Origin of the sequence: Pseudomonas sp. SIMBA_041 (genome assembly GCF_046535095.1) — a bacterium.
GTDB classification, from domain to species: Bacteria; Pseudomonadota; Gammaproteobacteria; order Pseudomonadales; family Pseudomonadaceae; genus Aquipseudomonas; species Aquipseudomonas mucoides.
The window spans coordinates 225,800-239,985 of record NZ_JAWRXJ010000011.1 but is presented as its reverse complement, the minus strand read 5'-3'; the positions used below and the strand labels follow the sequence as shown (position 1 = coordinate 239,985).

The window sequence follows — 14,186 nt, the reverse complement described above, 5'->3', positions numbered from 1 at the left end:
ACGCGTCGCTGAAGGTGGCTCTGATCGTCTGATCGAAAAACGCGTCGCTGAAGGTGGCTCGGATCGTCTGATCGAAAACCGTGTAGCCGCTGATGGCTCCGACCGCCTGATGCAGAACCGCGTCGCCGAAGGTGGCTCCGACCGCCTGATCAAGTATCGCGCTGCATGAATGAATAGCCTTCCCGCAGCATTCGACAAAAAGCCCGGCCTGACCCGCCGGGCTTTTTCATGCACAAAATAAATCAGCCCCCACTTAAAGCCGCTGCCGCACCTGTGGTACATAAGACCTGATTGTGAATTCTGCGCTCAATGAGGTTTGCCCATGTTCCGTTCGCCACGCCTGCCACAACTGCTGACCTGCGCCCTGTTCGGTGTATTCGCGTGCGGCGCCCAGGCCGGTACGCCCTCCCCGGCACCCGCCAGCTTGTTGCCGTTGCTGGTGACGATCAACGAGCGCTTGAGCATTGCTGATCTGGTGGCGTTGACCAAGTGGGACAGTGGCAAACCGATTCAGGATACGGCCCGGGAAACGCAGGTCATCGACAACGCCAGGAAGATGGCCGCGAGCCGAAAACTGGACCCGGAAGCGGTTGCCGAGCTGACGGCCGCACAGATCGAAGCCAACAAACTGGTGCAGTACGGCCTGCTCGCTCAATGGCGCGCAGCGTCCAAAGCGCCGGACACTCCACGGCCAGACCTCGGCAATCAAATCAGGCCACGCCTGGATGAGCTGCAAAATCGCTTGCTGCAGCAATACGCCGAATTCGCGCCCTATCGCAATGACCCCAATTGCCCGAACTGGCTGGGGACCGAGCGAGCCAACCTGATCAAGGATCAACTGCACGGCCAGGCCCTGATACGCGCTACCGGGGAGCTGTGTATCGCGGCGCAATGAGATTGAAGGCCGTGTGGCCGAAGGGGGGGCCGACCGTCTGATCGAAAGCCGCACTGCATCAATGCGCGGTTTTACCGCGCAACTCAATGAAAAGCCCGGCCTTATCCGCCGGGCTTTTTTACGCACGCCATTCAACGCGTCTTATGCAGTCAACCCGATCCAGCCATGAATGCCAACGTACAGGCCCACCGCGATAATCAACACCCCGGACAGATAAGGTGCCCGACGCGCCACTGCCCCCAGCCACGGCCAGCGGTTGCTGGCTTGCCGCGCGCCAATGGCTGCGGCCACACCGACCGATACCAGCGTCATCGCCAATCCAATACTGAAGCACAGGACGAGCATGCCGCCTAACGCCACTTCCTTGACCTGAAGGCAGAGCAGCAAAACGGTGATCGCCGCCGGACAAGGAATCAACCCTCCCGTCAAACCGAACACGATGATCTGGCCAGTGGTCACTTCACGGTTGGTGAAACGCTTGCGGATGTCATTGGCGTGGGCACGTTCATGCGCATCCTGATAACCGTCAATCGACAACTCCAGCCCTTGCAGTTCCGCGTGCGAATGCCCGTGGTCATGCTCCGAGTATTCCAGGTCGTAGTCATGCGAGTGCCCGGCATGCCCAAGACTCAGGCGAACGCTGAATTCGTGGGGTTCGGGAATGGCGGCCGTCGATTGCAGAAAACCGTCCTGCTCGACAAATGAGAACGCCTGGGTGCTGCCGTCTGCACGCGTGGTCAACACGCGGACATCCCCGGCACCCCAGGCATGCCCGCTCAACGCTTTCAGGCGCCAGTGCGGCGGCATGCCGGTTTCGAAAATCGACAGTTCGACGCGGCCATGACCGGTATCGATTCGCTGGGTTTCGTCGTGGTGAGCGTGATCCTGTTCGCCGTGGTGATGGTCTTCACCTTGCTCGAACTTGAACATCTGCTCGCCGCGCCAGGTGCGCCACAGCATCCAGAGTGCAATCAAGATAATCAGCGCAGCGGAGGCAAGTTGAAAATACGGCTCAGTGGTTTGCGCATCCATCCCCTTGCCCAGGTACATGCCACCTATCGCGACCAGCCACACCACCGCCGTATGCGACAGCGTTGCCGCCAGGCCCAATAGCACCGCCTGTTTGACCGAACCACGAACGGCCACGATGAACGCCGCCATCATGGTTTTTGAATGCCCGGGCTCAAGCCCGTGCAAGGCCCCCAGCAGTATCGCGCTCGGAAAATAGAGCCACGCGTGGGCGCCACCCTGTTGCAGCAGTTCTGCGAAATTGGGCATCACGGGACCTATTTGGAGTAGCGGCGGATGGCTTCGAGCAGTTCATCGACACCTTTGGCCCGCTCCTCATCGCTCAACGCCGGGTTGGCGACGTGGGCGTGAGCGTGAGCCTCGATGATTTCATCCATCAAACCGTTCATGGCGCCGCGAGTGGCCGCGGCGAGGTGCAGGGTCTTGGCGCAATCGGCCTCTGATTCCAGCGCGCGCTCTATCGCCTGAACCTGCCCGGCAATGCGTCTTACCCGTTTTAACAGGTCGTCTTTTTGCTCATGAGTGTGCGACATACCATACCCCCCCTACCTATACAGGCGAGCATGATGACCTGCCGTTGGGAGATAAGCAATCCCCCAAGTGCAGGCAGTCATGTCAGGTAGAAAGAAACGGGGGAGCAGCGGTCGCTAGTCGTAGAACGGCTCAACCGACACCCGACTGCCGACAAAAAAACTATCGGCCACCAATCGCAGCGGCTGGAGGTCCAGGTCGCTGGCGTTGTCGCCAATCAGCTGCTGGAAATGCCGATAAACCGCCGCGTATTCGCCCTCCTCCGATACGGCCTGGCGCACGCCGTCAATGCTCAACAGAGCACCACCATTGTCCAGTCGCAGCACGCCTTCGGCGCAGCGGATCTCGATGCTCCAGAGTTCGTCGTGACCGTGGTCGAAATCGAATTCCGCGCGGACATCGAGGTGCCGTGCATCAGACATTTTGATCGACGCGGCAATCGGCGATTGGCAGTTGTCGGGGACGCGCAGTTCGGCTGACTCGACAAACAGCGGCAGCGCCAGCAGATGGGTGATGATCGACAAGGCATTGATGCCGGGATCGAATACACCCAGGCCACCGGGCTGCCAGATCCAGGCCTGGCCGGGGTGCCACTTGCGCACGTCTTCCTTCCAGTCGATCTGAACGCTTTGCAGGGTGCGGGTGGCCAGCCAGTCACGGGCGGCTTCGATGCCCGGCGCGTAGCGTGAATGCCAGGCGAACAAGCCGCTGACACCTTGCTCTGCGGCCTGATTCACCAACGCCATCGCTTCACCCAACGTGGCACATGGCGGTTTTTCTACCAGCACGTGTTTGCCAGCGGCCAACGCGTGTTGCACCAGTGCGAATCGACCTTGCGGCGGTGTGCAAAACGCAATCGCATCGACGTGCGGGCCACTTTCGAGCAGCTCGCTCAAGGACTGAAAATTCTCTACCCCGGCGCAGGGTTGCCCTTGGGTGGCGACAGACACCAACTGGAACGCGGGGTTGGCGTTAATAGCGGGAACGTGTTGATCCTGGGCAATCTTGCCGTAGCCCACCAGGCCGAGACGAATCGGTTGCATCAATGACTCCTGTTTTTTTTGTCTTGTCATGGAACGCGAGCCGGCAAGATTACGTTTGTATGGCGTGGAAGTCATTGACGACATGCTGATGCCCGCTCCGCCCACACCTTCACAATCCTTTCATCCCCGCCTGCCAAGGTGCTGGTCTCGGCAGCCTGGGCAGCGGCGACAGACAGGCTCAAAACGGACAGCGAACACAAAAGACGTTGAAACACGGTGCAGCCTTATTCATAAGCATTGGGCTGCCCACTCTCTGTATTGAAGGAATACTGAATATGACGGATTGGCCACCAATGAAAATCCGCGCGCGATCGGTCCGTATGGCGCGTTTTTGGACTGTATTTCCCAACCTTTAAACGTTGCTGGCGCTGACTGCACTGCCTTTGACGCCGACCAACGCATTAAACGTATTCACATCAAGTGGCCGGCTCAGGAAATAGCCTTGGCCTTCATCGCACGCCACCGCTTTCAACAAGCTCATCTGCTCTGCACTTTCAATGCCCTCGGCCGTCACCGTGAGCGCCAACGCGCGCCCCAAGCCCACGATCGCCTGGATAATGGCCCGGTCATCCTCGCTTTCATCCAGCCTGTTCAAGAAACTGCGGTCTATTTTCAGGCCATCGAATGGAAACGCGCGCAGGTAACTCAACGATGAATATCCGGTTCCAAAGTCATCCATAGAGATCCGCACGCCAAGGCGTTTGAGTGTGCGCATTATCTCAAGTGCACCCGTGGCATCTTCGAGCATCACGCTTTCGGTAATTTCCAGCTCGACCCGGGCAGGGTCGATTCCGGTGTCGTGCAGTGTTTTCTGAATGCGCTCGACCAGATTGCCGCGCTTGAACTCGGTCGATGACAGGTTGACGGAGACGAACAAATTCTCCGGCCATTTTGCGGCGCAACGGCATGCGGTCTGGATCACCCAGTTGCTCAGGAAAAGGATCAGCCCGGACTCCTCGGCAATAGGGATAAACGTATCGGGGGGGATTAATCCGCGCTCGGGATGCTGCCACCGGACCAGCGCTTCGGCACCGACCATCTGACCGTCCGAGATACGATAGCGTGGCTGAAAATGCAGGCGCAGCTCACCGTGCTTGATGGCGAAACGCAGGTCGTTTTCCAGACGACGGCGCTCAATGATTCTGGCGTTCATATCGCCTGCATAAAAGCGCCAGGTGTTACGGCCGCCCGACTTTGCCTCGTACAACGCAATGTCCGCATAGCGCAGCAACTCGGTCGCTTCGCACGCATCATTGGGCGCCATCGCGATGCCGATACTGGCGCTGACAAACACTTCCTGCTGATCAATCTCTATGGGCCGCTCAACGGACTCGATCAGGCGATGACACAGGGTCTCGACTTCTTCCTGGGAACTCACGTCACTGAGGATCAGTACAAACTCATCCCCCCCGACCCGGGCGACAAGGTCGCCGTGGCGCACGCAGTCCGCCAGGCGACTCGACACTTCATTGAGCACGCGGTCACCGGCGGCATGCCCGAGCAAGTCATTGACCGGTTTGAAGCGATCCAGGTCCAGGCAGAGCATGACCAGCGGTTGTTCCACCGTCGGCATTGCCTTGAGTTTACCGTCAAGAAACTCCTGAAGACGGGTCCGATTGGGGAGCCCGGTGAGGGCATCATGCTGGGAAAGGAATTCGATGCGCCGACGGGCTTCGACTTCGTCCGTCACATCCGTTGCGGTGCCCCGGAACCCTGCGCCCGTCATGTCCCGGGCCGAGATACGCGTGATGCGCTCTCGCCCCTTGGCATCGATATAGCGGCACTGGATGCTGATGTCCGGACGACGGTTCGGAATGCTCAACCATTGGGTCAGCAAACCTAATTCGGTGGCCAGCAGATCATTGATCGACGCACCGATCCAGGCGTCCCGGGAGAGCCCGGTGACATTTTCAAATCGATCGGACAAATAGGTAAAACGCCCACCATCCCCTATTTCCCATACCCAGTCCGAGATGGCTTCAACGACGTCGCGAAAGCGCGCTTCGCTGATGCCCAGGGCGTCCTGACTGGTCTGAAGCGAGGTGTAGCTGGCGTCCAGCGCCACTGCACTGGCGGTGGTGCGCCGCAAAATAACCCAGATCATCAGGCACACCAACAACGCGGCAATGGCGATCAATGGCAGCCCTACTCCCAGTAACCGCAGACCTGGGCTGGACGGACTCCAAGACAGATTGCCGGCAGCACCGTTCTCTCCCAGTGGAAAGAAAGACGTCGCGTCAAGATCATCAGCCGTGGCGACATGCAGGCCCTCGACCCCGAAATCATTACCTAATAGCTCAAGCTTGGCGCTGTCGAGAATGTCGACGAAAATCAACACCGACGGTAGCCGGGCATCAGACACCACGGTCGGGTCGGTTCCCGGTGTAATAGCGGCTGCCGCGACCAGCGCGGGTTCGCCTCCAATATTGATAAAGGCGGTTGTCGGTGTTTCTGAATCCGCGCCTGCACGTGCCTTTTCCAGCATCGGCGCAATGGCTTCCCCCAGCCACTCTGACGCGGCAACGGATTTCAGTTCGCCCTTGATCACCGAGTAAACCGTGCGATTGACGTCGTTGACGACAAACAGCCCCTGAAATCCAAAGTCGGTGTAAAGCGTTGGCCCGGCGTTTTGCCGTACATAGGCCCAATCCGGGTCTACTTGAGCATGCAAGTGCTTGTAGGCATCACCCCAAAATGCGTAGTCCTTGACGACTGAGCGCAGCGACTTTTCCAGCGATTGCACCGCCTTCTTTGTGTAAAACGCACTTTCGACTTCCTCTGTCCGGTCTAAATCGTTTGCAAGATAAACCAGTGAAAAGCTGGCCAGTAAAAACACACCGGCTAACAGACCGACAAACTTGAACAGTGAAGTCCGTGCCAGCGACACGCTTGAACGATGAGAGAGGGAGTGGACGATAGAGGCGAGGCTATTCGGCATAAATTCCCGCTGGTCGTTGATGCAAGAGGGGTGCACACCACGTTATCGGCTGAATTAGCGAACTAATGAATGACCTGATTTTGCGCGTGGCCGTTCACAATGCTCTCGCAGAGGGTAGACGAGGAATCTGTCCACTACTCGGAACACGTCAGAAATTTATGCTGGATATGGGTGATCAGCGATAACGCTGAGGGGTATTAATGGTTGCCGAGTGCGGCGCCTGAAGAACGGATTTAAACAGGCGCCGAGTCCGAGGTACGGCAGATCAATGCAGCTTGGGCGATACCGACGTCCCGACTTTGCTCAACCCTTTGGTGTTGTGATCGCCTGGCGTCGTAGTCGCCACAGCCCGGGCTTTAGCTACGCCGCGAGTGTCTTTGGAGTGAGCGATGCCTGAAGTCGTTGAGCCATGACCGCGATCACCATTGCGATCACTGCCGTAGTGGTTACCACTTTCACCATGATCGCGAACAGCTTTGCCGGCATGGTCACTGCTGAGCCCGTCGCCGCGCCCGTTACTGCTAATGCCGCCGGCGTGATCTGATCCGCTGTGGCCGCCGGCTGTACCGCCACCATGGCCACCGCCAACACCACCGCCACCTCCGTGACCGCCGCCATTACCGCCACCACCACCACCACCACCACCACCACCACCACCACCACCACCACCACCGTCCTTCGCATAAGCGGAGTTCATGATGGATAGGTCAGCAGGCAGTAATGGGGCGGCTGCAAGCATCATGGCGCATGACAATACAGCAACGAGACTCTTGTTTTTTAAAAGCATGATTGCTTCCACAGGGTTGATATCACGTGTTTTAAGACGCGTCAGACCCCAGTCAGTTCAAGTCCCACGATAGACGGAATGCCTTTACTGCGCGATTGAAAACGAGACTCAAATACTAATCAAAAGCACCGTTGAGCACTTCGTAAATTAGCCCGGTGGCGAGTGCGACCAATATCAAGTCCGTGCCAGCTTGTTGCCATTCATATCCATCGTAATGAGGCAGCCTGCCGACTAACCGACCGTCCAGTTTTTTGGCAATACCCGGTGGTAACGGTTTGCCTCGCGCAAGGTTCTTTTGAATGCCCGGAGGCAATGCAGGCCCAGAGTTCCAGTAGCCCGGATACCCGCCAATAATTCCCAGGACACTGCCGCGATCAATGCTTGGGCCGTTGTCCCAATCGCCGCCCTTGCCTTCGTTTCCATGGGCCTGATTGTTGTGCGGGTTTCCCTTGCCGTTACCGTTACCGTTACCCTGACCCTTTCCATTACCAGGGTCGGCTAATGCCGTGGTTGAGCCGACGATCAACGCAAGGCACGTAACGGCTGAAATCAATAAGCGAGATCTGATCATGGTGTCGTTCCTTCTTCGTGGCAGGACGCTGTACTGAAATTTAGTACTGCAATCCAACAAGTGTGCACAATTTCGTGCGCAAAACATCAGAAATACCATTAATGAGCTATACCGGCTAATCACCCCCGCAGTTCTTCGACGCAGGAGTTTGGCCATGAAGTTCAAACATTCACTGGCAGTGCTACTGGTCAGCGCAACCCTTTTCGGTTGCGCCACATCATCAAACCCCAGTGTGACCGTGCCGTTAGTTGCCACGCGGCAGAACGCCGGCCAGATCGGCGATGTAACGTTGACTAGCTTTGACAATAAAACCGGACTCAGTTTCTTCATCAGCGGTGCGCCAAGCGGTGTCACCCTGCCCCTGCGCCTCTACACCTTCATCTATAAAGGCAGTTGCGAAAAACCCGGGGCGGTGGCGTACGCCATGAATGATCAGGTCAACACCGAACGCCAGCCAATACGCGGCTGGACGTTATCCAGAACCGCGCCTGTTGCCATGTCGGTGTTGCTGGCGGGTGGGTATTCCATCGTCGTGCGAACGGCATCGACGGATGGCAATGTCGATATTTTCTGCGGGGATATCAAGCAAGGCAGCACGGCGAAGTAGCCACCTCTTTACTGGCATCAGGGTGTGCTTTAATTCGGGTTCTTCTATAAAGAGTGAGTGTCCCCGGAATGGAACCCAACATCGCACACCTGTCCAGCTTTCACGTGGCGGGTCTGACCGTACGTACGAACAACCGCGATGAATCAACGCAGGACCGCGCAAAAATCCCTGGTTTGTGGAATCGCTTTTTTTCCGACAATGTTGCCGAGAAGATCCCGCAACGGTTGACCGAGGCGCCGATTGTCGGCGTGTATTCGGACTACGATTCTGATGCGAGCGGTGCTTACGACGTGACGGCGGGTGTCTCGGTCAGTACGCCGAACCGCGACTTCGATAACGTCGGGATTCAGGCAGGCAAGTACATGGTCTTCGAGGCCCGCGGCGCCATGCCGGCTGCCGTTATCCAGGCCTGGGGGACTATTTGGGCCTACTTTGAAGCGCATCCACAGGTGCAACGCTGTTATGCCACGGACTTTGAATCGTATGGCGGTCCAGACGAAGTTCAGATTCATATCGGCATCGTGTCGTAGGCGTTCCGAAAAACTTTTTCATTTCGACAACACGTTTTTCACGAAACGCTTACAGAACAGAGCGCAGATTGAACTGACAAATGGATTTGACCCCAAACAGAGAGCCCGCCGAAGCGGGCTTTTTGTCGTTTATCGCCTCAACCCTACTCCTCCGCGCGCCCCGTGCCTTCCCGATCGTGTTCATAGTGTCTGGTGAGCGGGAACGCCGGCAACCAGGACTCGCGACGCACGATCCAGCTTTCGTAAGTGGGCTTCAGTTGGTCAGGGGCATCCAACGACCCCAGGTTCACTTCGATTTCATCGCCCGAGCGGGCAAAAACCGACGAACCGCAACGCGGACAGAAAAACCGCCCGGCGTAATCGCCGGTCTCGCCCTCGATCGTCACTGCCTCCTGAGGGAATATCGCCGAGGCGTGGAACAGCGCCCCATGGTGCTTGCGGCAATCGAGACAGTGGCAAAGGCCGACCCGGTAAGGACGGCCCGAGGCCACAATCCTGATATTGCCGCACAGACAGCCGCCCGTGAATCGATCCATGCTGTACCTCCTCTGGAATCACGCATTCGCAAGGTGATTAAGAAGATAGCAGCACGGGGCGCACGCCATTCTTTCACTCACGTGGTTGTTCAATTTCAGACAAAAAAAAACCCCGTCACCGAAAATGCGGTGCGGGGCAAGAAAATTGGTTGGTTGCGGCCAACCAAAGGAGCTCTGTAAAAAACGCGTTCAATCCGAGGTCAAATGCAATCCTGTGCGGCGCGTTCAAAACTCGACGGCAAGAAGCTTGAGGCCAGCAGATGTCGCTCGTAGATGAACACCTTGCCGCCGTCCCCGGACTTGTAGGCTTCCAGCACGTTGTCCGTGGAGACTTTGCTCGGCACCACGATCCGGTAGCTGCGCGAGGTCTGCGAAACGGTCGGGCTCAACGCACTGCCCTGCAATTTCGGGACGACGCAGTCGGCGTATTGGGCCGGGGTCTTGCGGGTCTGCAAGGTCAGGGTCGGGTCGTTCGGCGCGGAGGCACAACCGGCGAGCAACACTGAGGCAACTGCCGTGGCAGCTACGAATAAAGGACGCATCGGTCTCTTCCTGAAAACAAAATGTTCGGTTCATCACGCGGTTTTTTTTCAGCCGCGTGTTCGATGGGGGCGATTTTCCGACTATTGTCGACAAAGAAGAACTTGTGTTTGGTAATGGTCACTATTACGTCTAGCAATAGTTGCGCGCCACGCCGATGGATGCACACTCAAACACCCCCCACAAAAAGATTGATGAGGATCACGCCTTGAGAACCTTTGACCTGATCCGCGATGCGGTTTTGCCGGATTTTCGTGACCGGGTGGCCGAGTACCTGGTCCAGTACGAAACCGTGCTGATGAGCAAAAACCCGCCCGAGCCGGAGCTCTCGCGAGCCACGGCCAATCAGTTGCGCGGTTATTTGCGTGGGTTGAACACCACGCGGGTGCTGGGCATGGCGGAATGGGAGGAGCTGGATCGGCGGGTGGTGAATACGTGGCTTTAGCGCTGGACAAATGACCGGCTCGATCAACTGCGCCCGACGGAACCTGTGACCGGTAAATTACCCAGCAACTTGAGCCCCGTGGTTTTCACGAACGTCTCGTAATCCATCGGCCTCTCGATACGGGTTTCTGCGTTGGGCAGCACGTACGCCCAGGCGCGCTTCGACGAGGCGTCGTAAACCAGCTTGAACAGGCGCGTCGGCACCCAGACCTTGTTGTCGCCAATGGTGCTATGGCCCGAATCAAAGATCGGGCCGGTAAAGACAAAGACGTTGCCATCGGCGCGCTTGGCAAACTTCCTGACATCCGACTCGACCTTGCTCCAGATCTTGCGATTGTTGGTCGGGTCCTGCGGCACCATGTTCGACAACGCAAAGGATTGGGCCATGGCATTGGGGTTCGGCGCATCGGCGGCCGGGGATTGATGACCACGGTCCACGGCCGGGTGTTGGCTGCGGTAGTCACTCAACTCTGCCCGCCCACTCTTGGGAATGCGTGGATCCGGGTAGAACTGGTTGGTGCGCTCCTCCCCTTTGGCGTCCTGTAGCTGGGCGGCATTCAGTCGCTCAACCACCACCAATGGCGTCTTGCTGGTTTGCGAGTACAGCACCGCGAAGTTATCGGAGCACAACGCCAACGGGTTCATGGTGGCCGGCACCGTGGCGATGTTGATCGGCCGGGCTGCCGGAAACAGATCGGCGCAGCCGTCGAACGAGGCCTGTTTCTGTTTGTTTGAATAAAGGTCCAGCGCCGCGCCCTGGCTGATCGAACCCGAGCGGGACACTTGTTCCTGATGCTGGGTGGGCGGTTTGAGGAGATCCAGCAGGCTGCGGGCTTGCGCCCCGGTCGAGAGCAAAACAAGGGCCGACAGCCCAACTGCAATTTTGCGTAGGTACATGCGTTAGATCTTCAATTTGGATGGATGGAAAAACGTACGGCGAGTCCCGTTTCACGGAACCTGGTGAAGGCGATGGCGGATTATGTTGCGGTGAGCATGCTTTCACAGTCCTTGATCAAAGTAACGATGACGGTCGTGCGGGATTTATTGACCCTCACAATGCCCGTTAGTGCTGAGCAGCGTTTACATTAATCACAACGGAAGCAGCCGGTCCTGAAAAACGCTTTTCATGACGAGCTACGAGGAAAGAGATGCTCTGCGACGGCGATCCCACCGAGGGTACTGCACCGTCTAATCTGTGTAGAGCACGATCACAAATACGCCTCTAGCCTTTTGATTGAGGGGAAGCAGGATGATCGAAAAAACAGCGCGCCCAGGCTGCTCATGGCTGCTCCTCCCCTTGCTCGTCATCAGCCTGGCGCTGACAACAGGATGTTCAAGAAAAGTGCACAGGGATCCCTATGCGCTTTCAAGCTTTGGCTCAAATTGCTATGCGAAAGCGCTACCCACTACCGGCGAGGGTGGTCTGGCCTGGGGCGACACCTTGAACATGGCGCGCAAGAAATCCATGGACAATTGCATACGCTATGCCGGTCGCTCCGGTGGCACGCCGAAGACCTGCCAGGTGGTGGTCGCGGAGTGCAAAAATCAATAGCGGCCCAAGACGGCGGACCAGAGCTTAACCCTGCCGCACAATGTCGACCGAGATCTCCACCGCCGCTACCGTTCCTCTGTTCTCCAGCCAGTGTGTGGTGTTCCTGTCTTCCGGCCAGCCCACTCCCGGGCCATAGTCCGTGGCGACACCGTTGCGGTGATCGGTGATCGTTCCTTGCAGGATGTAGACGGTGCCGGGTCGGTCTACATGGTTGTGAATCGGCCCGAAGACGCCTCCAGGCTCGATGGTCACCCTGCGCATTCTGAGTTGGCGCCCTGCCATGCCCTCGATCTCAGGACCCAGGTCAATCGTTGCCAGTAACTGCACCGCAACGCCTTTTGTCTCGGGTGCCGCCTGCTCATTACTCATCACCTATTCCTCTCTGTACAGACCGGGCCTGACTGTTAGTAAACACCCTTAAAGCGTGTGTGCACTCGAGAGGCGACAAAGGATCGATCAGCGGTTCAGACGTGTCATGAAATGAAAAGAAGGTGTCGTCGAATGAATGGTCGGCCACAAAAAAATACGCGTAAAACACGTCACTAACCGTAGTGGCGCTGCGCCTCTTTCGTACCTCCAAAACATAATAATAATCCGAAGAAGGATCGCGTTTTATGCGTGTGAATTTGCCCGTAACCGAGCATGAAAGACTCTTCCCCGCCGAACAACGGTTGATCTCCACAACCGACCTTGATAGCCGAATCACTTACTGCAATGAAGCGTTTGTGGCCATCAGCGGTTTCACCCATGACGAATTGATCGGCCAGCCGCATAACCTGGTCCGACACCCTGATATGCCGCCCGGGGTCTTCATTCATATGTGGCACACCATCAAGCAAGGCAAACCCTGGATGGGGATTGTGAAAAACCGCGCGAAAAATGGTGATTTCTATTGGGTCAGCGCCTACGTCACACCCATCTTTGAAAACGGACGATTGAGTGGCTATGAGTCGGTTCGTTCGGTGCCCACTCGCGACCAGGTCCGCCGGTCCTCGGCACTCTATGCGAGGATGCGGGCCGGCAAGCCGATCGTTTCGCTGAGTGCACGGATTTTCCGGCCGATGCAACACGGCTGGCCATTATTGATGGCAGGTGTGGTTTCACTTCTGGCTGATCAGTGGCTCCCAAAAGTGGCAGCCCAAGGGGTTCTGTTGGCGAGCCTGGGTATCGCCTGGTACTTGATCGAGTCCCGACATCGCCGAGCCATCGAGCGCACCCTGGCCGAGCATCCGAAAGCCTTTTCCGATCCGTTGGTCGCGCTCACCTTCAGCGACAACCACGGCCCCCAGGGTCGGCTGGACATGGCCATGCTCAGTGAGGAAGCACGCTTGCAGACAGCCTTGTCCCGACTGGTGGATGCCGGGATCAATGTGAAGGCCAAGGCCGCACAGTCCTCCGAACTCTCGGGTGCGCAAGCGCAGTCACTGGATCGCCAGCGCAGTGAAACGGATCAGTCCGCCGCCGCCATTTCGCAGATGGCGGCAACGAACCAGGAAGTGACGCAAAACGTCATGAACACCGCGCATGCCGCGTCCGAAGCCGACCAGTTGACTCGCGAAGGCAGTGAGCTGGCGGTGCAAAGCCTGAGCGCCATGCAGGCCATGAACGATGCCGTCAACGAAATCGGCCAGGCGGTCAACGCATTGGCGATCGAGACGCAAGCCATCGGCAGTGTCGTGGACGTCATTACGTCCATCGCCGAACAGACCAACCTGCTGGCGCTGAATGCGGCGATCGAGGCGGCCCGGGCAGGTGAACAAGGGCGCGGCTTTGCCGTGGTGGCCGACGAGGTGCGCTCCCTGGCACAACGCACCCGCACCTCCACCGAGCAGATCCACGGCATCATCGCGTCACTGAACATGGGCGCCGATCGCGCCGTCTCAACGGCCAGCCGGGGTGAGCAGATTTCCCGCGACAGCATGCAGCGTGTCGAGGCGGTACAGTCGGCGCTGGTCGGCATCAGTGAAGCCGTCAGCCGAATCACCGGCATGAGCCAGCAGATGGCGTCGGCATCGGAAGAACAAAGTCACGTGACTGAAGACATCAATCAGCAGATTACGCGGATCGCTCAGCTGTGCGATCACAGTGCCGGGCAGGCCAAGCAAGGTGCTGCGATCAGTCGGGATCTGGAGGGAATGGCTGAGTATCTGCACGGATTGGCAGAGCGTTTTAACCGATAGGTA

The 14,186-nt window shown here is 57.7% G+C and carries 16 protein-coding genes; 6 read left to right on the top strand and 10 right to left on the bottom strand.

Going from position 1 to position 14,186, the window contains the following annotated elements:
- Positions 1 to 322: 322 nt before the first annotated feature.
- Positions 323 to 895 carry a chorismate mutase gene (locus SB725_RS25170; protein WP_410922733.1) on the top strand — a complete coding sequence of 191 codons (573 nt, stop codon included), beginning with the start codon at positions 323 to 325 and terminating at the stop codon, positions 893 to 895.
- A gap of 141 nt (positions 896 to 1,036) precedes the next feature.
- On the opposite strand, the gene SB725_RS25165 is transcribed toward SB725_RS25170, so the two are convergent.
- The 6 genes from SB725_RS25165 to SB725_RS25140 form a co-directional block, all read right to left on the bottom strand.
- A complete protein-coding gene (locus tag SB725_RS25165; RefSeq protein WP_027924622.1) occupies positions 1,037 to 2,173 on the bottom strand; it encodes a nickel/cobalt efflux protein RcnA in 1,137 nt (378 codons plus the stop codon).
- Between the two features lie 8 nt (positions 2,174 to 2,181).
- Positions 2,182 to 2,457 (bottom strand): metal/formaldehyde-sensitive transcriptional repressor, encoded by a 276-nt coding sequence (locus SB725_RS25160; protein WP_027924623.1) that lies wholly within the window; start codon positions 2,455 to 2,457, stop codon positions 2,182 to 2,184.
- A 114-nt stretch (positions 2,458 to 2,571) separates the two neighbouring features.
- Positions 2,572 to 3,498 (bottom strand): Gfo/Idh/MocA family protein, encoded by a 927-nt coding sequence (locus tag SB725_RS25155; RefSeq protein ID WP_194940256.1) that lies wholly within the window; start codon positions 3,496 to 3,498, stop codon positions 2,572 to 2,574.
- Between the two features lie 352 nt (positions 3,499 to 3,850).
- A complete protein-coding gene (locus SB725_RS25150; protein ID WP_194940257.1) occupies positions 3,851 to 6,436 on the bottom strand; it encodes an EAL domain-containing protein in 2,586 nt (861 codons plus the stop codon).
- A gap of 265 nt (positions 6,437 to 6,701) precedes the next feature.
- Positions 6,702 to 7,223 (bottom strand): hypothetical protein, encoded by a 522-nt coding sequence (locus tag SB725_RS25145; protein WP_410922737.1) that lies wholly within the window; start codon positions 7,221 to 7,223, stop codon positions 6,702 to 6,704.
- A 115-nt stretch (positions 7,224 to 7,338) separates the two neighbouring features.
- Entirely contained in the window at positions 7,339 to 7,794 is a 456-nt protein-coding gene (locus SB725_RS25140) for an anti-virulence regulator CigR family protein (RefSeq protein WP_410922732.1), read from the bottom strand.
- Positions 7,795 to 7,948: 154 nt separating this feature from the next.
- Between SB725_RS25140 and SB725_RS25135 the strand changes: the two genes are divergently transcribed.
- On the top strand, positions 7,949 to 8,401 hold the full coding sequence (locus SB725_RS25135; protein ID WP_059182732.1) for a hypothetical protein: 453 nt from the start codon (positions 7,949 to 7,951) through the stop codon (positions 8,399 to 8,401).
- Positions 8,402 to 8,469: 68 nt separating this feature from the next.
- Positions 8,470 to 8,931, top strand: a complete 462-nt coding sequence (locus tag SB725_RS25130; RefSeq protein WP_194940259.1) for a GyrI-like domain-containing protein — start codon at positions 8,470 to 8,472, stop codon at positions 8,929 to 8,931.
- A 143-nt stretch (positions 8,932 to 9,074) separates the two neighbouring features.
- Here SB725_RS25130 and SB725_RS25125 read toward each other — a convergent pair whose 3' ends face one another.
- On the bottom strand, positions 9,075 to 9,467 hold the full coding sequence (locus tag SB725_RS25125; protein ID WP_027924629.1) for a GFA family protein: 393 nt from the start codon (positions 9,465 to 9,467) through the stop codon (positions 9,075 to 9,077).
- Between the two features lie 200 nt (positions 9,468 to 9,667).
- Complete coding sequence (locus tag SB725_RS25120; protein WP_027924630.1) at positions 9,668 to 10,009, bottom strand: hypothetical protein; 342 nt, start codon at positions 10,007 to 10,009, stop codon at positions 9,668 to 9,670.
- Positions 10,010 to 10,215: 206 nt separating this feature from the next.
- Here SB725_RS25120 and SB725_RS25115 point away from each other — a divergent pair, with 206 nt between their 5' ends.
- Positions 10,216 to 10,452 (top strand): hypothetical protein, encoded by a 237-nt coding sequence (locus tag SB725_RS25115; RefSeq protein ID WP_027924631.1) that lies wholly within the window; start codon positions 10,216 to 10,218, stop codon positions 10,450 to 10,452.
- A gap of 23 nt (positions 10,453 to 10,475) precedes the next feature.
- Here the strand turns inward: SB725_RS25115 and SB725_RS25110 are convergent, their stop codons facing one another.
- Entirely contained in the window at positions 10,476 to 11,348 is an 873-nt protein-coding gene (locus tag SB725_RS25110) for a DNA/RNA non-specific endonuclease (RefSeq protein ID WP_059182729.1), read from the bottom strand.
- A 352-nt stretch (positions 11,349 to 11,700) separates the two neighbouring features.
- Here SB725_RS25110 and SB725_RS25105 point away from each other — a divergent pair, with 352 nt between their 5' ends.
- Complete coding sequence (locus SB725_RS25105) at positions 11,701 to 12,003, top strand: DUF4189 domain-containing protein (protein WP_082694353.1); 303 nt, start codon at positions 11,701 to 11,703, stop codon at positions 12,001 to 12,003.
- 24 nt (positions 12,004 to 12,027) lie between these two features.
- Here the strand turns inward: SB725_RS25105 and SB725_RS25100 are convergent, their stop codons facing one another.
- Entirely contained in the window at positions 12,028 to 12,372 is a 345-nt protein-coding gene (locus SB725_RS25100) for a cupin domain-containing protein (RefSeq protein WP_059182728.1), read from the bottom strand.
- Between the two features lie 245 nt (positions 12,373 to 12,617).
- Here SB725_RS25100 and SB725_RS25095 point away from each other — a divergent pair, with 245 nt between their 5' ends.
- Complete coding sequence (locus SB725_RS25095; RefSeq protein ID WP_410922731.1) at positions 12,618 to 14,183, top strand: methyl-accepting chemotaxis protein; 1,566 nt, start codon at positions 12,618 to 12,620, stop codon at positions 14,181 to 14,183.
- The last annotated feature ends 3 nt before the right edge of the window (positions 14,184 to 14,186 follow it).

Coding starts and splice junctions, on each gene's coding strand:
- SB725_RS25155 (WP_194940256.1), bottom strand. CDS start 3,498: ATGCAACCGATTCGTCTCGGCCTGGTGGGCTACGGCAAGATTGCCCAG.
- SB725_RS25100 (WP_059182728.1), bottom strand. CDS start 12,372: ATGAGTAATGAGCAGGCGGCACCCGAGACAAAAGGCGTTGCGGTGCAG.
- SB725_RS25145 (WP_410922737.1), bottom strand. CDS start 7,223: ATGCTTTTAAAAAACAAGAGTCTCGTTGCTGTATTGTCATGCGCCATG.
- SB725_RS25135 (WP_059182732.1), top strand. CDS start 7,949: ATGAAGTTCAAACATTCACTGGCAGTGCTACTGGTCAGCGCAACCCTT.
- SB725_RS25170 (WP_410922733.1), top strand. CDS start 323: ATGTTCCGTTCGCCACGCCTGCCACAACTGCTGACCTGCGCCCTGTTC.
- SB725_RS25130 (WP_194940259.1), top strand. CDS start 8,470: ATGGAACCCAACATCGCACACCTGTCCAGCTTTCACGTGGCGGGTCTG.
- SB725_RS25110 (WP_059182729.1), bottom strand. CDS start 11,348: ATGTACCTACGCAAAATTGCAGTTGGGCTGTCGGCCCTTGTTTTGCTC.
- SB725_RS25095 (WP_410922731.1), top strand. CDS start 12,618: ATGCGTGTGAATTTGCCCGTAACCGAGCATGAAAGACTCTTCCCCGCC.
- SB725_RS25150 (WP_194940257.1), bottom strand. CDS start 6,436: ATGCCGAATAGCCTCGCCTCTATCGTCCACTCCCTCTCTCATCGTTCA.
- SB725_RS25125 (WP_027924629.1), bottom strand. CDS start 9,467: ATGGATCGATTCACGGGCGGCTGTCTGTGCGGCAATATCAGGATTGTG.
- SB725_RS25160 (WP_027924623.1), bottom strand. CDS start 2,457: ATGTCGCACACTCATGAGCAAAAAGACGACCTGTTAAAACGGGTAAGA.
- SB725_RS25140 (WP_410922732.1), bottom strand. CDS start 7,794: ATGATCAGATCTCGCTTATTGATTTCAGCCGTTACGTGCCTTGCGTTG.
- SB725_RS25120 (WP_027924630.1), bottom strand. CDS start 10,009: ATGCGTCCTTTATTCGTAGCTGCCACGGCAGTTGCCTCAGTGTTGCTC.
- SB725_RS25165 (WP_027924622.1), bottom strand. CDS start 2,173: ATGCCCAATTTCGCAGAACTGCTGCAACAGGGTGGCGCCCACGCGTGG.
- SB725_RS25105 (WP_082694353.1), top strand. CDS start 11,701: ATGATCGAAAAAACAGCGCGCCCAGGCTGCTCATGGCTGCTCCTCCCC.